This is a genomic window from Enterococcus sp. BWR-S5, from assembly GCF_016745255.1.
GTDB lineage: Bacteria > Bacillota > Bacilli > Lactobacillales > Enterococcaceae > Enterococcus_L.
The window spans coordinates 90,725-110,763 of record NZ_JADOEQ010000010.1 but is presented as its reverse complement, the minus strand read 5'-3'; the positions used below and the strand labels follow the sequence as shown (position 1 = coordinate 110,763).

20 protein-coding genes are annotated in these 20,039 nt (G+C 40.2%); 1 reads left to right on the top strand and 19 read right to left on the bottom strand.

The features are described from left to right. Nucleotides 1-152 precede the first annotated feature (152 nt). The 6 genes from IW510_RS12615 to IW510_RS12590 all read right to left on the bottom strand — a co-directional run bounded on the left by IW510_RS12615 (nucleotide 153) and on the right by IW510_RS12590 (nucleotide 5,545). Nucleotides 153-770 carry a helix-hairpin-helix domain-containing protein gene (locus IW510_RS12615; RefSeq protein WP_202060181.1) on the bottom strand — a complete coding sequence of 206 codons (618 nt, stop codon included), beginning with the start codon at nucleotides 768-770 and terminating at the stop codon, nucleotides 153-155. Nucleotides 771-982: 212 nt separating this feature from the next. Beyond that, nucleotides 983-2,017: an ABC transporter ATP-binding protein gene (locus IW510_RS12610; protein ID WP_202060179.1), complete on the bottom strand. Its 1,035-nt coding sequence runs from the start codon at nucleotides 2,015-2,017 to the stop codon at nucleotides 983-985. After that, the gene (locus tag IW510_RS12605) at nucleotides 2,001-2,849 is read right to left on the bottom strand and encodes an ABC transporter permease (protein WP_202060177.1); all 849 of its coding nucleotides are present in this window, start codon (nucleotides 2,847-2,849) and stop codon (nucleotides 2,001-2,003) included. The genes IW510_RS12610 and IW510_RS12605 overlap by 17 nt, the downstream gene beginning before the upstream one ends. Further along, nucleotides 2,846-3,652, bottom strand: a complete 807-nt coding sequence (locus IW510_RS12600; protein WP_202060175.1) for an ABC transporter permease — start codon at nucleotides 3,650-3,652, stop codon at nucleotides 2,846-2,848. The genes IW510_RS12605 and IW510_RS12600 overlap by 4 nt, the downstream gene beginning before the upstream one ends. A 2-nt stretch (nucleotides 3,653-3,654) precedes the next feature. Beyond that, nucleotides 3,655-4,473, bottom strand: coding sequence for an alkaline phosphatase family protein (locus IW510_RS12595; protein WP_202060173.1), 819 nt, complete (start codon nucleotides 4,471-4,473; stop codon nucleotides 3,655-3,657). Further along, nucleotides 4,463-5,545, bottom strand: a complete 1,083-nt coding sequence (locus IW510_RS12590) for an ABC transporter substrate-binding protein (RefSeq protein ID WP_442896422.1) — start codon at nucleotides 5,543-5,545, stop codon at nucleotides 4,463-4,465. The genes IW510_RS12595 and IW510_RS12590 overlap by 11 nt, the downstream gene beginning before the upstream one ends. Nucleotides 5,546-5,775: 230 nt before the next feature. Between IW510_RS12590 and IW510_RS12585 the strand changes: the two genes are divergently transcribed. Then, the gene (locus tag IW510_RS12585; protein ID WP_202060169.1) at nucleotides 5,776-6,561 is read left to right on the top strand and encodes a PHP domain-containing protein; all 786 of its coding nucleotides are present in this window, start codon (nucleotides 5,776-5,778) and stop codon (nucleotides 6,559-6,561) included. Here IW510_RS12585 and IW510_RS12580 read toward each other — a convergent pair. From IW510_RS12580 to IW510_RS12520, 13 genes are all read right to left on the bottom strand, one after another. After that, nucleotides 6,542-6,703: a hypothetical protein gene (locus IW510_RS12580; protein WP_202060168.1), complete on the bottom strand. Its 162-nt coding sequence runs from the start codon at nucleotides 6,701-6,703 to the stop codon at nucleotides 6,542-6,544. The genes IW510_RS12585 and IW510_RS12580 overlap by 20 nt on opposite strands. 64 nt (nucleotides 6,704-6,767) lie before the next feature. Then, nucleotides 6,768-7,820 carry a SepM family pheromone-processing serine protease gene (locus tag IW510_RS12575; protein ID WP_202060166.1) on the bottom strand — a complete coding sequence of 351 codons (1,053 nt, stop codon included), beginning with the start codon at nucleotides 7,818-7,820 and terminating at the stop codon, nucleotides 6,768-6,770. After that, on the bottom strand, nucleotides 7,810-8,304 hold the full coding sequence (gene coaD / locus IW510_RS12570; RefSeq protein WP_202060164.1) for a pantetheine-phosphate adenylyltransferase: 495 nt from the start codon (nucleotides 8,302-8,304) through the stop codon (nucleotides 7,810-7,812). Before coaD ends, IW510_RS12575 begins: the two co-directional genes overlap by 11 nt. Continuing rightward, complete coding sequence (gene rsmD / locus IW510_RS12565; protein ID WP_202060162.1) at nucleotides 8,297-8,860, bottom strand: 16S rRNA (guanine(966)-N(2))-methyltransferase RsmD; 564 nt, start codon at nucleotides 8,858-8,860, stop codon at nucleotides 8,297-8,299. The genes coaD and rsmD overlap by 8 nt, the downstream gene beginning before the upstream one ends. A 278-nt stretch (nucleotides 8,861-9,138) precedes the next feature. Then, nucleotides 9,139-9,489 (bottom strand): YlbG family protein, encoded by a 351-nt coding sequence (locus IW510_RS12560; protein WP_202060160.1) that lies wholly within the window; start codon nucleotides 9,487-9,489, stop codon nucleotides 9,139-9,141. Further along, a complete protein-coding gene (locus tag IW510_RS12555; protein WP_202060158.1) occupies nucleotides 9,479-9,910 on the bottom strand; it encodes a YlbF family regulator in 432 nt (143 codons plus the stop codon). Before IW510_RS12555 ends, IW510_RS12560 begins: the two co-directional genes overlap by 11 nt. Before the next feature lie 6 nt (nucleotides 9,911-9,916). After that, the gene (locus tag IW510_RS12550; protein WP_202060156.1) at nucleotides 9,917-11,047 is read right to left on the bottom strand and encodes a CAP-associated domain-containing protein; all 1,131 of its coding nucleotides are present in this window, start codon (nucleotides 11,045-11,047) and stop codon (nucleotides 9,917-9,919) included. An 18-nt stretch (nucleotides 11,048-11,065) separates the two neighbouring features. After that, entirely contained in the window at nucleotides 11,066-14,494 is a 3,429-nt protein-coding gene (locus IW510_RS12545; protein WP_202060154.1) for a pyruvate carboxylase, read from the bottom strand. A gap of 37 nt (nucleotides 14,495-14,531) precedes the next feature. Beyond that, complete coding sequence (locus IW510_RS12540) at nucleotides 14,532-15,728, bottom strand: FtsW/RodA/SpoVE family cell cycle protein (protein ID WP_202060152.1); 1,197 nt, start codon at nucleotides 15,726-15,728, stop codon at nucleotides 14,532-14,534. Between the two features lie 3 nt (nucleotides 15,729-15,731). Further along, nucleotides 15,732-16,034 carry a YlaN family protein gene (locus IW510_RS12535; RefSeq protein ID WP_202060150.1) on the bottom strand — a complete coding sequence of 101 codons (303 nt, stop codon included), beginning with the start codon at nucleotides 16,032-16,034 and terminating at the stop codon, nucleotides 15,732-15,734. Nucleotides 16,035-16,256: 222 nt separating this feature from the next. Then, nucleotides 16,257-18,020: a DNA helicase RecQ gene (recQ, locus tag IW510_RS12530; RefSeq protein ID WP_202060148.1), complete on the bottom strand. Its 1,764-nt coding sequence runs from the start codon at nucleotides 18,018-18,020 to the stop codon at nucleotides 16,257-16,259. A 242-nt stretch (nucleotides 18,021-18,262) separates the two neighbouring features. After that, nucleotides 18,263-19,042, bottom strand: coding sequence for an ABC transporter ATP-binding protein (locus IW510_RS12525; protein WP_202060146.1), 780 nt, complete (start codon nucleotides 19,040-19,042; stop codon nucleotides 18,263-18,265). Beyond that, the gene (locus IW510_RS12520) at nucleotides 19,043-19,927 is read right to left on the bottom strand and encodes an ABC transporter permease (RefSeq protein ID WP_202060145.1); all 885 of its coding nucleotides are present in this window, start codon (nucleotides 19,925-19,927) and stop codon (nucleotides 19,043-19,045) included. Nucleotides 19,928-20,039 lie beyond the last annotated feature (112 nt).

Sequence of the window (20,039 nt, the reverse complement as noted above, 5' to 3'; positions counted from 1 at the left end):
TCCCCCTTGCTGTACTGAACTAAATCAAGCTGTAACACAGAAAGCTGATAACACTGCTGTCGCAGATTCAATGGTGTTGTTGAACAGTTTGTCAGAGTTTGGGACAGAAATAAAATCCTGCCCCCTATCTTCGTCGTGAGTTATATTTCCAGTCAAGAAACATAAACGAATTCTCGAATCTTCTCAAGGGTCTTCGCACCAAAGCCTGAAATGTTTGTCAGCTCATCGACAGAGCTGAAGCCTCCCTGTGCTTCTCTGTAATTGATGATATCCTGCGCTTTCTTTTGGCCAATTCCTGATAGCATTGTTAATTCTTGCTCTGTAGCTGTATTCAAGTCAAGCTTGCCTGTCTCAGAGCTGTCCGCTTCTCCAATGATGTATTCCATTGAAAAATCTGTTTCTTCTCCTATTTCAGGTACATAAATAACCATTTGATCCTTCACCCTTAGCGATAAATTAATCTGTCTTTCGTCTGCCTGCTCCGTTATTCCACCTGCCAACTCCAGCACATCCCATACTCTCATCTGTTCTTCAGCAGGATATATTCCTGGAGATAGCACTGCACCTTTAACATCCACATAAATCATCTCCTGACTTTCACTCAGTGTTGTACTTTCAGTGGATTCAACCGAAGAAGTGAGCCACTCTTCTGAATGATTGATTGTTGCTTTTGAGCTGGAGTATAACTGAAAACCGACAAAAAACAGAATCAGCACAATCACTCCTGCTCCCATCAGCCAATAACGATAATACAGTATTTTTTCTCTCATTTCCTTCCCCCTGAAATATAATACGCATTTTTTACTTGAGTAGACGTAATACTGCTTTTTATTTTCAATCAATCCAATAGAACAGCTCTCCATGTACACTAATTAATCCTACAAAATAAAATTAGCCAGAAGCTTCTCAACTTCCTATGTCTGAATACTACAGATCACAGGGTCGAACACTTCTGACTATTTTTTTAAAAGAATTTTACAGCTTAACTATATTCTGAAACAGCCGTTGGTTCGTTTTCTACTGCAAGCTTGAGGATATCATCCAATGGCATGTAGAGACTGTCAGAAATTTTTGGAACTGATTTATTATTGAGTCTGTCTACAACGACTTCTTTTTGACCATCGACAGCAAAAATGTAGCGCTGAATGTTCCCCAGAATAAATGTTTCCTTCAAAACTGCAGGAAGCTTCAGGCTGTTTTCTGTCCACTCTAGCTGAATCAATTCCGGGCGAAGATAATAGATGTAGTCGTTGGTAAAGTTCCCTAGGCTATCACAATAGCGCTCCAACTCAAACCATTCAAAGCGATTGTAGCTGCCGACAAATTCTGCAACAAACGTTTTTTTCGGTTTTTGATAAAGCTCCTCTGCTGACGAACTCTGCACTACTTTTCCAGAATCCAAGACAAAAACACGGTCACTGATTCTCATTGCCTCCTCTTGATCGTGAGTCACAAAAATCATCGTCATCTGCAGTTCCTGTTGGATTCTTCTCAAATCACGCTGCAGCTGTTTTCTGATTCGTGCGTCCAAAGCACTCAATGGCTCGTCCAATAATAGTACCTTAGGCTCAGTTACCAAGGAGCGGGCCAAGGCAACTCGTTGTTTTTGTCCCCCTGACAGCAGTTGAACATTTTTTCCGGCAAACTCAGTCATATCCACTAAATCCAGAATTTTGAATACTCGTTCATTAATTTCCGCTTTACTCAGCTTCTTTACCTTTAACCCAAATGCGACATTCTCAAAGACGCTCATTGTTGGAAACAAGGCATAGTCTTGAAAAACAAACCCGATATTCCGTTCCTTCGTCGGCTTTTCCTGAATCGCTTCGCCGTCTAACATAATACTTCCTGCTTTTGGCTGTTCTAATCCGGTAATACAGCGAAGCAAGGTAGATTTACCGCAGCCGCTGGGACCCAAAAGCGTCACCAATTCGCCTCTTTCAATCGAGATAGATTCAATGTCTAAAATCTGTTTTTCACCAAAAAATAATACCAGATTTTCAATGCTCAAATACATTTTCTGTCGTTGCTCCTTTCACTACCCTTTTCTCTTCCTTTATTTCTGTCGAACGCTTCACTAATTGCTTCTGCCTGTTGGTAACTAAGAATGTCAGTAGTGCGATACCAATCATAAAGCCTAAATAGAGTACCATGACTGCACTTGCCAAGTGACCATTCTCACTCATCCGTCGAATCATGTAAATTCGTACTGTTTCGAAACGACCACCAATCAAGAGATTCGTCAGCATATATTCTCCGAAAACGGATGAGAAAATCATCAATGAAACTAAGGTCGTTCCTATTCGAATGTTGGGTAGAAGTATCTTAAAGACGATTGTCCACATCGATGCTCCTAATGTTGATGCGGCATCAACTAAGGCTTTCATATTAATTAGCCTCATTTGATTGCTGATGCCTAAAAAGACAACTGGTAAAGCACTGATAAATAACGCACCAATTAGTACAACAAACATGGATATTCCTGTTTTTGAATAGGTTCTTAGCAATGCTGCAACGAGGATAACACCTGGTATAGCATACGGAAGCAAAATAATTTTTTCCATTCCTCGACTGATTTTCGGAAAAAATAAATTAATCCAAATAATCGTAGGTACCATGATGAGTAGAATTGTCAGTAAAACAATCATTGACAGCGTAAACGAACGGCCAATAGCCAAGATAAATTTGGGGTCGGCCAGCAGCTGTTCAAACCATTGAAAGGTAAAATCATCCGGTAAAACAGTTTTCGTCCAAGTGGTTGAGCTTGCATATAAAAGAGTGCCAACTAAAGGCAGCAAATAATAGATACCAAATACCAGTAATACACAAAGAGAAACTATCTTTTTCATCTCTCTATCACTCTTCCTTTTCTTTGAATCAGCACCATGGCTGTAACCAGAATCAAGCCAAACAACACGGCCAACGCACTACCCAGGTTCGGCTTTGCAAACACATCTCCTGAGACTAATGCTGCAATTCGAACCGTCAGCAAATTCACATTACTGCCGGTTAGTGCATAGGCTGTTTCATAGGTACCCATTCCGTTGGCAAATAGAATGACAAAGGTACTGGCAATAGAGGGCCGCAAAAATGGAAGTGCGACTTTTCTCCAAGCATACACTCTTGAACCACCCAATAATTCTACTGAATCCAGCCATTCTTTTTTTACCTCTTTGATACTGGGGTATAGGAAAAGCACGCCTAAAGGAATTTGAAAATAGATATAGGTAATCGCCAAGCCCCACCAAGAATACAAATCAAATCCACTAAGCATTGGCAGCAATAATTTCAACACGCCGACATTTCCCAGCAAAATGATGAATGAGAAGGCTAGTGGGATTCCTGCAAAATTTGCCGCTAAGTTCGAAACAAAGGTAATTTTTTCTTGTACTTTTGAAGGCAAGCTCATCAAGCATAAACATAGAACGATTGTCCCAATAATACCAAATATACTGGAAAGACAGGCAATAATAAGACTATTGCCAAACGCCTGACCGTAGTATGGATTGCTGAATATCGTGGTGTAGTTAGACAAGGTCCATTCATTATTCAAGTCTGAATGGAAGCTGCCGCTAACCATGGTAATCAGCGGAATGACTAAAAATGCTGCGAAAATCAGACTCATGGGCACTAAAATCAGCTTACTTTTCATTCCTATCTTCCTTTCACTATACTCGGCTCAATCATCTCAGTTGATGGAGCAATCCCCAGTAAATAGGCAAATAACGGAGCCAGCTCCAGTTGCGGAACTATTTCCGACTGTTCTTTTTTCAGCTTATCTGAGTAAATATATAAAGGAACCTCTCGATGTGCTGTCAGACTTCCTCCATGCAAGCCGAATTCATCCATCCCATGATCGGCTGTGACAACCACCTGATATCCTTTCTCTAACCAGATAGGGAGATATTCGCCTAACAGTCCGTCTGCTCGATTGACTGCCCACTGGTACTCTTTTGAGGATGCTGTGTATTTATGTCCTATATCATCAATATTCATCGAATGAACCAATTGAAAATCAGGAGAATATTGCTCAATCAAATAGTGAGCGTCCGCAAATAAATGAGAATCCGGATAGGTATCCTCACTATAAAAGATGCCATATTGAATCTTCCCCTCGGTATCCAGTTGGATTCGATCCCTTTTAACATCATATGGTGCTTGATTATACAACTCGCTATACCAATAGTAAGCCGCTGCTCCTGTTGTTCCACCATTAGCTTTGACTAAATCAAAAAGTGACACCTCGTTTGATGACTGGGCATAGGCATTTGTAAAAATACCATTCTTGTACGTTGGCACCCCTGTCATTAAAACTTCATATAATGGCCGGGAATTGCTGGGCATCTCTGCCCTTACCTTGTAACGTACACCTTGACCATGTTCAACATAATGATTTAAAAACCCACATTGAGAAGCTGCCGTATCATAACGACAGCCATCTAAAATAATTACTATTAATTTATCATTTTGCATAGGCCAACACCTCGGATTGCCATAACTCAGGCAATTCTGCAGATAGCTTGTCCCACGCTTCGTTATCCTTCACAGGAACCGCCGCCTTATAGGCTGAATCCGGTAAAAGCTTTTCAGCTACTTCAGCGGGAAGCTCTACCTCACGAATTGGTCGTGCATAGCCTTTCGCCAAATTAATCTGTCCTTCATCGGAAAGAATGTATTCTCTTGCCAATTTCGCTGCATTTGGATGTGGTGCATTTTTGTTGATAATCGTTGTATAACCGCTTGTAATAGAGCCATCAGTAGGAACCGTTACTTCAAATCGATCTTTACCAATCTGATCTCTGTAGTTCAAGCCATTAAAATCCCAAACGATTGCAACATCAATCTCGCCTTTTTCTAAATTCGCTACACTGGCATCAGTGGAAGAAAGTCTGCCTTGCTGGGCAATTTTTTTGAAGTATGCCAAGCCAGGATCAATATCCTCTTCATCTCCATTATTTGCAATTGCTGCTGCTAGAACCGCAAACTGTGCTTGGTTGGCTGTCGTTACATCCCCCACGCTGATTTTATAGTCTCCTTCCGCCAGTTCCTTCCAGCTTTTAGGCGCTGCTTGGACATTCCCTGTATCAGTAATGAAGGAAATCGTACCAGTGTAACTCAATAACCAATCACCATCCTCATCTTTTGCCCAATCAGGAATCTCATCCCAGTAGCTTGTTTTATATGGGAGGGTCAAACCGCGACTTTTTGCCAGCGGCCCGAAACTGATACCTACATCTCCAATATCGGCTGTCCCATTGTTACCTTCGGATTCAAACTTAGCCAGCTCCTCTGCACTGGACATGTCTGTATCCACATGACTAATGCCATACTTCTTCTCTATATCCTGCCATGTTCCAATCCAGTTAGCCCAAGTATCCGGCATCCCAACACTGGCAATCTCTCCTTCTTTTTTTGCCTTCTCAATAATTGTTTCCAACGAATCGTCCGAAGAAACATCAGCGGCAGTACTGCCTTCTGAACTACACCCAGATAATACAAGACCTAAAACTGCCAAACCGGCAAAACCAAAGATTCTTCTTTTCATTTTTTTACTTCTCTCCATTTCTTCATCTACTCGATTACTTAGGACGATTTAGTTATTCTCGTCACTGCTTTCACTTTAGCAAGGTACTGTTAAAAACCAAGCAACTTTGAGAAAATTGTTGGTAAACATTGTAAACATCTGATAAAGTTTGAAAAGATTCGTGTTGAAGCCTAAAAATGGATCGCAGTTTCTCACAGCTTATGCTATGGTAAAAAGAAGGAGGTTTGGATATGAACTATTATGACCAGCATTTACATACGTATTTTTCTTTTGACTCCGACGAACAGTTCGAAAATTATTTAAATGACCAGCCTGATTTTTTTGTTTCAACGGATCATTTAGACTTAAAGAACCCCTATTCAGGATTTAAAGACGATATCCCAGATTATATAGGCTACACAAAAAAGCTTGCTGAGTTGAGCAAGCATTGGGATACAATCTTTCTAAAAGGAATAGAAATAGGTATCGTTCCAGGGCAGGAAGAAACTATAAAGAACTATCTAATCAGTCATCCTCATGATTTAATCCTTGTGAGCATTCATCAAAATGGTCGCTTTGATTATATGGATGAGCTTGTTCTGACAAAAGATAAATTCGCAGTAGCACAAGAATACTTTCAACAAATGTTGACTGTGTTGTTAGAGTTTCATCAAGGTGATGTTCTTACTCATTTCGATTATGGCTTAAGAAAATTTGACTTCTCTAAAAAGGAGTTGGAACAGTTCGAACCACTTCTTACTGATATTTTCAAGAAAGTCATTGATCTGGAAATGGCTGTTGAGCTTAACGCCAAAAGCTTTATAAAGTATGGAAATGCCGAACTCTATGAGTTTGCTGTTCCTCTCTATACAGCATTATTGGGAGGAAAATCATTTACACTAGGATCTGATGCACATGTTGCTTCAGATTATCGGTTAGGCTTTCAAGAAATGGCTTCTCTTTTACAAAAAAATGGCATTGATGAATTAACTGTTTTTCAGGGAAAAGAAAGATTCCTTACACCATTGCCGATATAAAGCGATTCTTTAGTTCCACCTCAGTCTTATCTATGAGAACAACCTCCTGATAATTTGCAGTTTCATCAAACTCAATTTGTCCGACAGTTGTTCTTTTCGTATTTCCTGCAGCAACATAGGAAAATTGCGATAAAAAGAACATCGAGGGTTCTCTTTAACCCTCGATGTTCTTTCATAACACTATTAAACGTAAATTGATGCAATATCTATTTTTCCTCTAACCCATCTAAGTAGTCCAAGGCATCCTGTACAGTTTTCACAGGAACAATTTTCATTTTCGTATTGATTTTCTTTCCTGCCTCAACTGCTTCTTCATAGTTTGTTTTGATATCCGGATTTTCTTTTCTTATTTCTTCAGAAATCTCATCATCCGGGGCAAAAAATATTTCTGCACCATTTTGACTTGCTGTAACAATCTTCTTGTCAATTCCGCCGATTCTCCCAACAATTCCTTCTGAATTAATCGTTCCAGTTCCGGCAATTTCGTGCCCTTTGCGAATGTTATCCCCCGTTAGCAGCTCATAGGTTTCCAAAGTAAACATCAAGCCTGCAGACGGCCCGCCGATATTTCCGGCATCAATCTCTACAGAAACATCTGAAGAAATTTCCGTATGATCCGTTAAGCCTATGCCGATTCCAGGGTTCTTTGTTGAAAGCTCAATCAGCTTTCCGGTGGCTTCTTTTTCTTCGCCATCCTGTTCATAAGAAACAGTTACCTCTTGACCAACCTTTTGCTTTTTAATATAGTCAATCAGCTCTTCACTGCTTTTGAAGGTTTTTCCGTCAACACCGGTTACTGTATCACCAACAGCGATTTTATCCTTAAAATCAGATTTATCATCAATCGTTAAAACATAAACTCCCTTGAAGTCCATCTTATAAGAAACACCAGCCAATTTCATTGCCTGTTCAATCGCTGCATTTTGCGAAGAATCCATATAGTATTTTTGAATTTGGTCATATTCCTTATTTGTACTGCCGCCCATCAGCTCTTCTTTGCTGACAAGCTCATTAAACGCCGAAAAATTGGCAAAAATTGCTGATGCAATCGTTGCTTTCCGTACACCTACAGTCGTTAGATAAAAACCGCCGGATGAGTCGTCCGTTTTCCCATCAACCGTAACAAAATCCTTCAGGTTTTCCGTTGAGCCCGGCCCTTCAATATAATAAGGGATTCTAACAACAAAAACTAAAGCAAAAACAGCAATCAATATATAGGGAATAAATGCCTTAAATGATACCTTCTTTTTATCCTTCATGTGTCAACCCTCGATTTCGCAGTGCCTGATTGACAGAATCAGGCAAATAATCGGATACATCCCCGCCAAAGGACAGTATCTCTTTCAGTATGCTAGAGCTGATGTGCCCATATTTTTCATCTGCTAAGAGAAAAACCGTATCAATCGTCGAAGCTAACTGACGATTCATTAAGGCAATATTTTTTTCATACTCATAGTCTTGTGTATTTCGAATCCCGCGAATCAGAAAATTCGCACCTAGTGAACGAGCTGTATCCACTGTTAATTTCCGCTCTTGCTGAAACACTTCTACATTAGGCAAATGCTTTGTTGCTTCGCGAATCATCTGTTCTTTTTCATCTGCACGAAACAATGATTTTTTTGATGTGTTTGTAAACACACCGATGATTACTTTATCAAACATCAAAGCAGCTCGTTCAACGGTGTTCAGATGTCCCATTGTAAACGGGTCAAAGCTTCCTGGAAAAAGAGCTATTCTAGGCATCTGATTCTTCCCTTCTATATATCGTGATTTGAGTAATGCCATAAACAGTTTCTCTTGCTTTGTATAAAGAGCCGATTTCTTCCGGTAATTCAACAGATTTATCTGTTTCACAGACAACTACGCTGCCTTCTCTCAACAGATTGTTTGCTTCCATCATACTTAGCTGTTTTTCAATTTTTTGCTGAGCATACGGTGGATCAAGCAGAACAATGTCGAAGCTTCTGCCTTCCTCCAAAAACATATCAAGTGCTCGATCAGCATCCTGTTTCTTCACAGTAAATTTCTCCGGTTCTTTCGTTACAGCGATATTCTCCCTGATGACCTTTAGCGCAGAAAAGTTTTTTTCAATGCACCAAGCATGGCCGGCTCCTCTCGATACGGCTTCGATAGCTAGACCGCCACTGCCGGAATAAAGGTCCAAAACATTTCCATTATCAAAATATGGCCCAATCATATTAAAAATCGATTCCTTGACCTTGTCTGTTGTTGGTCTTGTGTTATCACCATCCAGCGCCTTTAAGCGCCTTCCTCCATATTCTCCTGCGACTACTCGCATCCCCATCTCTCCTCTATCTCTTATCTCGGCTGAACCAAGTAAAATACTTCAATACTTCAATAGGATGTTATCTTCATCTTCTGCTAAGTGTTTTTATTCTATCTCTAGTTAATGGAAAAAAGATGAAAAATGTTTGAAGTTCCTCCACATTTTTCATCTTATCGTCTTACCTGTATAAATCCTGCAAAAGAAATGTACTGATAACCACTAGCTCTATACTTAGAGCAGCGATAAAAAACATTTGTCGAGTATCAGAATCTTCCTCAGGGTCTATATAATTAAACGTTTTCTGCCAGTCGTATCTGAGTATTGATTTCTTCCACTTCAAATCCTTCTTCTTCTACATATTGGTAGGCTGCTTTTGTACCAATCTTTTCAGCAAAATTCATCTCTACATCAGGACGATAGGAGCGTTCCACTTTACGAACAAAATGGAGGCTGTTTATCTTCTCTTCCGCTGCCTCAACACTTTCTTCATTCATATAGAGGACAACATATTTCATTCTTCTAGATACATACTGAATGAAGCCGTGACGCTTCAATGTTTTTAACTGCTTTAGCGAATAGACCCAAACAATCAATGATCTTCGCTTTTGAATCAACAACTCTTTTTCTTCCTCAACTTGCATGACAACTGCCTCCACATCCATGGTTATTTCCTTTGGTAAAGAACGGATTTCCAGCATCTACTTTGATGTCTTCAGAAATCGTCTTTGCGATAGCTGAACTGATTGTATCAAGAATATCCTGTACCTCTGTTTCTGATACTCTGAAATCGGCTACTTCTTCACACATATCCAACTGTCTTTTTGCTTGCCTAACCGCTCTTTGCTTCGTTCTAAAATCCGGAGCGTGGGAGCCATAGCTTTCAATTCGTTCAAATTCTGCTTTAGAGATCAAAAACCCCGCCAGTTTTTCTTGTACAAGCTCTGAACAGTTCATTGCTTCTCTATTCCCTCTGTATTGTTCAACTGTCTTACCAGTTAAAACGGTTTGGATCAACAGCTCTGTTTGATCCTCTATATCGAAAAGTGATTCATTCACTATCATTATTATCTACCTACTATCTTCTGTTTCTTCTGTATTATTTTCAGCAGCCTGTAATAAGACTAACACATCTTCTTTAGAAAAAGCAACGCCAATGGTTTCATTTTCACTATGTGACAGACGGGAATAATATGCGCCATCAGAAAACCAGTAAAGCGCTGTAAACGAAAGGTCATACACCGGAGTCATGAATATTCCCTGTGATTTTCGCAAATCAAGCTCACTTTTACTCAACATGGAATCAAATTCAGTATTTGTTAGAATGAAAGAGGTAGCTATCTCACCCAAACTTTCACTTTTTACACGAGAGAGTGCTTCCAATCGCTCAACAGATAAAAATTCAGCAGCATTTTCCTCATAAAACTGATACAGTGATTCTGCGTTTTTTTCAGCTGATGGATGGATAGAATATGCAGGAAGTGCTTCTTTTATTCGAATCATATTAATCATACGCATGATTGTCTTTTGCTTTTGATCGACTATCTCTGCTTCAGTGTCATTGATTGCAATCGGCAGCGCTTCTCCTGCCATCAATTGATAAGGCATCACAGTTAGCAGATAGTCCTTAGATAAATAGACAATACCGGAAAGTACATCTTGACCGTGGGTAAAGAAAAGCACTGCAAACGTATTGTTATCAAATGCAATTAATGGTCTATAGTTCATGTCCTCTTCCATCAATTCGATGGAGTATGACATACTTTCATTCTCTATTTCAAAATTTGAAAAGATTGTTGTGATGTCAGACACCTCTGACAGAGTCATCCCAAGTGTAAAGGGAGAGACATCGTCAGTTGTATTAAAAGCTTTAACTGCACAAATCACATTGTCCTTTACACTTACTTCCATATATTCACTATCTTCTTCGCCAAAGGTCCAAAGCTCATAACCAAACCCTGTATCATAAGACGTAAGCGGTTCGCCAAACTTAGTGGTGAAATCCGTGATTTTTTTTCCTATGTAGAGAGCATACCCAGAAGCAGGCAGCTCTTCATGCGGCAAAGCCGTATGAGAGACATCAGGTCTCTGAATGTCCTCTATGTTAATCTTAGCTTTTTCAGGAGGAAAAAACACAGGTTGTAAATAGCCGATGACCAATACTGAAATGAGTACTGCTAAAAAAGCTAAAAATCGTTTCATTTCTTCCTCCTGAATCACTTATTTTTCTGTTAATTCAATCAATAAATCACCGGAGCTGATTGCTTCACCTTCGGTAACGTAAACATGGTCTACTACACCATCAAAATGAGCTTCAAGACTTGTTTCCATCTTCATTGCTTCAGTAATCATCAATGGATCACCCTTTTTGACCTTGTCGCCCTTTTTAACCAAAATTTGCAGCACTGAACCGGACATCGTAGCACCAACCTGACCCTTGTTTGTTGGTTCTGCCTTACGCTTCGTCTGAACACTGGATATAATGGAACGATCCTTAATAATGATTTCTCGACGTTGACCATTAAGATTGAAGAACAGTGTGCGATTCCCTTCAATGTCAGGCTCACCAACCTCATCAAGACGGATAATCAGCGTTTTTCCTTTTTCAATCTGAACTTCTACTGACTCACCCAAGCGAATACCGTGGAAGAATGTTGGTGTATCCAGTAAAGTAACATCCCCATAATTCTGGTAAGACGTGCGATAATCAAGGAAGACCTGCGGATACATTAAGTAGCTCAAGACTTCTTCATTCTTTGGCTCATAGCCGATTTTTTCAGCTAATTCTTTACGAACCTGTTCAAAGTCAACCGGTTCAGCCAAGCTTCCTGGACGTTCAGTAAATGCTGGACGACCTTTTAGGATAACCTTCTGCAACTCTTTAGGGAATCCTCCTACTGGCTGGCCTAAGTCTCCTTGGAAGAACGTCACTACTGACTCTGGGAAGCTTAACTCCCCGCCTCGGTCATAAATGTCTTGCTCTGTTAAATCATTTTGAACCATGAACAAGGCCATATCTCCTACAACTTTAGAAGAAGGAGTCACTTTGATAATATCACCAAACATCAGATTGACTGTTCGATACATTTTCTTGATATCATCCCATTTATCGCCAAGTCCAATCGCCTTCGCCTGCTGCTGCAGATTAGAGTATTGTCCTCCAGGCATTTCATGCATATAAACCTCAGTTTGTGGTGCATTCAACCCGTTTTCAAATGATGTGTAGTACATCCGTACATCTTCCCAATAATGGTTAATCTTCTGGGCATTATCAACGTCAATATCTGGTGTACGTGCGCCATTCACTAAGGCGTAGTATAGACTTGTCATACTCGGCTGACTTGTTGCACCACTCATCGCACTTGCCGCAACATCGACAATATCCACCCCAGCCTTTGTCGCTGCAGAATAGGTGATGATGCCGTTACCGCTAGTATCATGCGTATGCAGGTGAATCGGAACATTCACTGTATCCTTCAACTCACTAATCAGACGATATGCTGCCTGAGGCTTCAATAGTCCGGCCATATCCTTGATTGCAATGATGTGGCTTCCAAGCTGCTCCAGCTCCTTCGCCATATCTTTATAATATTGAACATTATATTTTGCTCTATCCGGATCGTTAATATCACCGGTATAGCAAATTGCCGCTTCTGCGATTTTACCTGAATCACGAACTGCTTGAATACTTTTTTCCATTTGAGGAAGCCAGTTTAAGCTGTCAAAAATTCTGAACACATCAATTCCCTGAGCCGCAGACTCCTTAATGAATTCTGCAATCACATTATCAGGGTAATTCTGATAACCAACTGCATTTGATCCTCTGAACAACATTTGAAATAGCGTGTTTGGCATCAATTTTCTTAGCTTTCTCAGACGCTGCCAAGGATCTTCATTCAAGAAACGATAAGCAACATCGAAGGTTGCTCCGCCCCACATCTCACTGGAAAACAGCTCCGGCAACCCTTCTGCTGTCAATTCTGCAATTGCTTTAAAGTCTTGTGTCCGTACACGAGTCGCAAGCAGACTTTGATGTGCATCTCTGAATGTCGTATCTGTCAATAAGACATTTTCCTGTTTTTTGACCCATTCAACTACCGCGTCTGCCCCTTTTTCATCAAGAACATTTTTGGCAGTCACAAAATCTTTCTTCACAATTAAATCATTTGGAACTCTAGGCTGTTCATAGAATTTCTTCGTTGCTTTTTCAACACCGGGGAATCCATTGACTGTCACTTCTCCAATAAATTTCATTGTCTTGTTGCCACGATCTCGTACTCTTGGGAATTCAAACAAATCAGGTGTGTTATCAATAAATGTTGTATTGGCTTCTCCTGAAATAAATGTTGGATGACTGACAACATTCTGTAAAAACGGAATATTGGTCTTGACTCCTCTGACACGGAACTCCTTCAAACAGCGCTGCATTTTCTGAACAGCCTTTTCAAAGCTGAAGCCATGAGTACAAACCTTAACAAGTAATGAGTCAAAATATGGTGTAACAGCATACCCGGAATAAGCATTCCCTACATCTAGCCGAACGCCAAAACCACCTGGTGAACGATAGGTATCGATTTTTCCAGTATCCGGCATAAATTGATTCAACGGATCTTCCGTTGTGATTCTGCACTGTATCGCAGCCCCATTCAATGTCAGGTCTTCCTGATGAGGAATTTCCATATCCTTATGCATGTCCATCCCTTGTGCAATTTGCAGTTGGGAAACGACAATATCAATATCTGTAATCATTTCAGTGATAGTATGCTCAACCTGAACACGAGGGTTGACTTCAATAAAATAGAAACGGTCTCCTTCTACTAAAAATTCAACAGTTCCGGCATTTACATAGCCAACGTGACGCATTAATTGAACGGCCGCATCACATATCTCTTTGCGTAATACTTCGTCCATTGATACACAAGGGGCAACTTCAACCACTTTTTGGTGACGTCGTTGAACAGAGCAATCACGTTCAAACAAGTGAATCACGTTCCCATGCTGGTCTCCCAAAATTTGAACTTCAATGTGCTTAGGATTGGAAATGTATTTTTCTACATATACTTCATCCGAGCCAAAAGCTGCTTTCGCTTCACTTTTCGCTCGATCATATCCTTCACGTGCTTCTTTTTCATTATACGCAACACGCATACCCCGTCCGCCGCCGCCCAAGGCCGCTTTAATCATTACAGGGAATCCGTGGCTGTCTGCAAAACTCAGCACTTCATCTACAGTATCAACCGGACCATCAGAGCCGGGGATAGAAGAAATCCCAGCAGCAACAGCTGCCTCTTTGGCTTTTATCTTATCACCAAAAATATCTAAATGATGAGATTTAGGTCCAATAAAGGTGATACCTTCTTCTTCACAGCGCTTAGCAAATTCAAGGTTTTCAGAAAGAAAACCATATCCCGGATGAATTGCATCTGCACCACATTTTTTTGCGATACTTAAAATACCTTCAATATCTAAGTATGCTTCAATCGGTTTTTTTCCTTTGCCTGCCAAATAGGCCTCATCTGCTTTGAAGCGATGGACAGAGTATTCATCTTCTGCTGCATATACAGCTACTGTTCTGATTCCCAGCTCTGTACAGGCACGGAAAATACGTACAGCGATCTCGCCACGATTTGCTACTAAAACTTTCTTCATCTTCCCACTCCTACCTCTTAATTTTTACCTTCAGTAATTATCTATCAGTTTCAAGCATCTGATATTCATCAATAAGTTTTTGTCTCTTTTCATCTGCACTGATGTTCAATACAAACCCGATAGCTACGGATATAATCAGCAAGCTATTCCCCCCGTGACTTAAGAACGGGAAGGTAATCCCTGTCAATGGGATTACGCCTGTAATTCCGCCTAAGTTGATGAACACTTGAATCAACAGCATCGATCCAATCCCTATACAAAGTAAAGAATTGAATGGTTTTCTGGAACGAACGCCGACTAAAACAATACGTACAATCAAAAAGAACAGAATGGCAAGGATAATCAATGAAACCACCAGGCCCAATTCCTCCACTGTAATCGCAAAGATAAAATCTGAATGCGCCTCAGGAAGAAATCCTTTTTTCTGAATACTGTTACCTAAGCCTCGACCAAACCAACCGCCGTTACTCAATGCATAATAGGAATTTACTAATTGATGTCCGGTGTCCCGTTCATCAATAAACGGATTTAGAAAAACTTCAAAACGTTGGTAAACATATTGATATTGTGATGGAATAAAGCTGCCCTTTGTCAACAGCAGTGCCTCAATAAAGCCAATACTTCCTAAAATACCCAAGCCACCAAACAAATACGTATACATATAATTAATTCCACTTGATAACAGCATAATCATCGCAATCAGCGTCAACACTGCGGCATTCCCCAAATCGGGTTGGATAGCTACAAGAAAAATCAAAAAGCCAACCAGCAGCATGGGCCGCAGTACAGCCTTTTTGAATTCTCTGTCAATGTATTTTTGCCTTCTTGCTAAAATGTATGCTAAATACCAAATAACCATGATTTTTAAATACTCAGCCGGCTGCATAGAGAATCCGCCTAATCGAATCCAACCTTTGGAACCATTAATCGTAACCCCCAGATTGGTAAAACGAACGGCCAGCAGCAAAGCAGAAATAACTGCAATCGCCAACATGATAAAGCCCTTATTTTGGTACACGGTTGTCTTCATCTTATAGATAAAAAACATCGCTACCAAACTCAGCACCCAAAATTGGAGCTGATTAATGACCATAGCCGTAGCTGGCAATCCCTTACTCATCTGATTGGCTGAAGTTGAGCTATAAACCATAATCAGTCCAACACAGCTTAAAATCATATAGGGAATCAAAATACTATAGTCAAGCAAATGCCTCTTTTTTACTTTTTTTGGCAAAGCTTAAACCTCCTTGCCACTCTCTTTTTTCTCATGTGTTTCTTCGTATACTTCAGTATATAAACGGTTGAGTTCCTTTTCCAAATCACTCAACAATTGATGACCTTCTTTTGAGCTCAAAATGCCCAGACGAATTGCGTAGGTCATTTGTCTTGAAAAACCATACATTTGCGTATCTACAACTTCTTCAAATGCTTTACATTGAGAGATACAGAGACTGTTTTTTTGATTACGGATCAACATTTTGATTCTGTCCGCATCTTCTTTCAGCAGTTCTAATGCAAATTCTTTAGAAATAGGTTCCATCTGCCTTTAACCTCCTATCTTAATTAAACAATTATAGCATATTTTTGCGTTTTATTAATAAAAATTTTCTGAAAATCAGTGGACTAAACCAATTTTTAACTTTCATTGTTGAAGACATAAATCTTCTACTTCTTCAAGCAAAAGGCTCAATGGCTCCAATCAACTCTTTACCTTCACAAATCAGCTTTTCCGTCCAGTCTTCAGAAGCGTGCCATTTCTGCTCTATCCCGACTGATGCTCCTTGATTGCCGCTAAGAAGGTTTCGCCGTATTTATCCAGCTTGTTCTGCCCTACTCCCTTTACCTGCAGCAGCTCAATCGGATTTTTGGGCAGTCTCTCACAAAATTCTTTCAATGTGCTATCCGAAAAAATCAAATACGGTGGGACATTTTCTTCATGTGCGAGATCCATCCGCAATGCACGCAGCACTTCAAACAGTTGGTCGTCCATCGCCAGCTTCCTGATTTTTTGATCCTCTTTTCGATGTACTGTCTGCTTGCCCAGTAAAACATCAATTCCAGATTCAGATACCGATAATAACGGAAACTGTCCGTCAGATGGAGATAGATAGCGTTCTGCTGTCAAATAATCAATCAGCTGACTAATATCCCTTTGTGTACGGTCCTTCATCAAGCCATAGGTTGGTAGCTGGTCAAATTTCCACTGGTCAATCTTTTGGTCCTTCGATCCGGTCAATACCTTTGAAACTAGTCCTTTTCCGAAGCGTTCACCCATTCGTTTGACACATGAGAGAACTTTCTGAGCATCCACTGTGATATCCACAATTTCTCGATCGTCTAAGCAATTAGTACATTGACCGCATTCTTCTCCCTCTTCACCGAAATAGCGAAGAATAAATTTTTGTAAGCAAGCCTGTGCATTGGCATACTGAGACATCTCACGCAGCTTCATATATTCCTTCTGCTTGTACTCAATCGGCGAGTCCGATTGGTCGATAAAATATTGCTGAACCTGTAAATCTTGAGGTGCATAAAACAAAATTGCATCACTGGGAAGACCATCTCTACCGGCGCGTCCTGCTTCTTGATAATAGGATTCAATGTTCCCTGGTATCTGAGCATGAACAACAAAGCGAACATTACTCTTATTAATGCCCATTCCAAAGGCATTCGTTGCTACCATAACCTGTACCTCATCAAACAGAAACTGTTCTTGATTCTGATTACGCAAGCCTTCATTCATTCCGCCATGATACATTCCTACAGTATGGTTCTTACTCTTTAGCAAGTGATAAATACGTTCAACTTCTTTTCTTGTACTGGCATAAATAATGCCAGATTGATTGCTGTTCATTTTCAAATACTCTAAAAGAAAAACATCCTTATTTTGATCCTTAATAACTTGAAATGACAGATTTTCTCTTGCGAAGCCTGTCTTGATTTGATTATTTTCCGGAATATCCAATTGAGCTACAATATCTTCAGCTACCTGCGGTGTAGCGGTAGCTGTCAAAGCAACAACTGCAGGCGTCTGCTGGAACTTGCGAATGACCTCCGCCATTCTCAAATAGCTAGGGCGAAAATCATGCCCCCATTGGGAGATACAATGTGCTTCATCTACAGCTAACACATCTATGTCAATATGCATTAAAAGCTGTTGAAATTCAAAGGATTCCAACCGTTCGGGCGCCACATAAAGCAGCTTGATTTTTTTATCAACCGCCAATTGAATGCGCTGATTGATTTCCTGAGGAGACAATGTACTATTAATAAAGGTAGCTGGAATCCCCATTAGGCTAAGAGCATCTACCTGATCCTTCATCAAAGAAATCAACGGAGAGACCACTAAGGTAAGATTATCCATAAGCAACGCAGGTAATTGATAACAGATTGATTTTCCGCCGCCGGTAGGCATAATTCCCAACACATTTTCTTTATTCAAAATATGATCAATAATTTCCTTTTGACCTGTTCTAAATTCTTCGTAACCAAATACTTCTTTTAATACCTTTTGACTGTCGACCATGAATCCTGTCTCCTATTCTTTTCACTGTTAGCCATTTTAACACGAGAAGAACTTTCCATTCAAGGGAACACCTAAAACAGGAAGCAGCATCATGGTTTTTTCCGAAAAAAAGAAAAACCAACTCATTTCTGAATGGTTTTTCTATAAAATACATACTCTTGTGCCCGATGTATATTCAAACACCGTAATGCCTCTGTTGCTATTCAACTGCCTAGTATCTCTTAGATAATCCGTTTTTTTACTTAATCAACGGCCAACTCTTCGTCATCTTCAAAGAATAAGAGCAAGTCTTGGAGGTTGAGCGTTGCTTTTTCTTCATTTTTAAGGTCCTTGACAATCTTTCCTTTCTGCATCACAATCAGTCGATTGCCATACTTTAGAGCATCCTCCATTCGATGGGTAATCATCAAACAAGTTAGGTTACCATCCTTGATTCGCTGATCCGTTAGGCTCATCAGCTGCTTTGAGGTTTTAGGGTCTAAGGCAGCAGTATGCTCGTCCAGTAATAACAACCGAGGTTTAGTCAAAGTAGCCATCAACAAGCTTAAAGCCTGTCTTTGTCCACCGGATAGATTGCCAGTCGGTGTGTCCAGATGCTCTTCCAGACCGTTCCCTACCTCGGCACAAATTTCTTCAAATAGCGCACGCTGATCGTTCAGCTTTCTTGGCTTCAAGGTCCGCTTTTGTCCTCTATACAATGCCAGCAGTAAATTTTCAGCTACCGTCATCCGCGGCGCAGTTCCCTGTTTTGGGTCCTGAAATACTCTGGAGAAGTAATGAGCACGCTTCTCCTCTGAGTAAGAGGTGATATCCGTTCCATCAATCATAATCTTTCCTTCTGTCAGGCCTAGTGTTCCGGATATACTGTTAAACAAGGTGCTTTTTCCAGCGCCATTTCCACCCAGAACAGTAATGAAATCTCCTTCTTTGATTTCAAGAGATACATCATCCAAAATAACTTTCTTTTCATTCATTCCATTATCAATCACTTTTTTTGCATGGCTGATTTGTAAAATACTCATTTATCTTTCCTCCTTTTCAGAAAAACCTTTGAGGTTCAGTGCTTTTCTCAGCTGAGGAATCATTAAACAAATAGCCAAAATCGCTGCGGAAAAGATTTTCAAGTAGGTTGTATCGAAGCCAAGCTTGATAACTGCCAGAATCAATAATTGATAAATAATGCTTCCGATGACAATTGCTACCAACCGCTCGGCAAAGGTCAATTCGCCAAAGAGCACCTCACCGATGATGATTGATGCCAGCCCGATGACAATGACACCAATTCCTTTGTTTACATCTGCATACCCGTCATTTTGGGCAATGAGTGCTCCTGAAAGAGCAATAATACCATTCGATAAGGTCAAGCCCAGAATCTTCATTGTATCTGTTTTGATGCCAATTGAACGAGCCATTTCCTCATTGTCTCCGGTAGCAATATAGGCCTGTCCGAGAACTGTATTGAAGAAGAAAAGCAACAGCCCAATAATCAACGCCAAGACAATAATACCAAGAAATACAATATCAAAATAATTAGGTAAGTCTAAAGCTGAAAATATCTCTTGGATTTTTGGCTGGTTCAACAAAGATAAATTAGGTGTCTGCATCACATAAAGAATGACTGAATTCAATCCTGACATCACCAATATTCCAGATAAAATTACCGGAATTTTCCCTTTTGTGAACAATAATCCTGTGACTAAACCTGCCCCCATTCCTGCTAACACCCCAAGTAAGGTCGCAACTATTGGAGAAACACCGTTCGTGATTGCAGTCACACAAACAGCTCCTCCGAGAGGGAACGACCCTTCCGTTGTCATATCCGGAAAATTCAAAATCCGATATGTCATAAATATTCCTAATCCTAAAATCGCCCACAGCATCCCTTGTCCTATCGCTGAAACAATCATTTTATCCACTCCTGTCATTTTCTCTCTTTTTCTACATACATTAGTAATACACTTACGTGGTCAGAAAGTCCCTGTTTTCATAATTTCATTGAGACTTCTATATTCAAGAGGC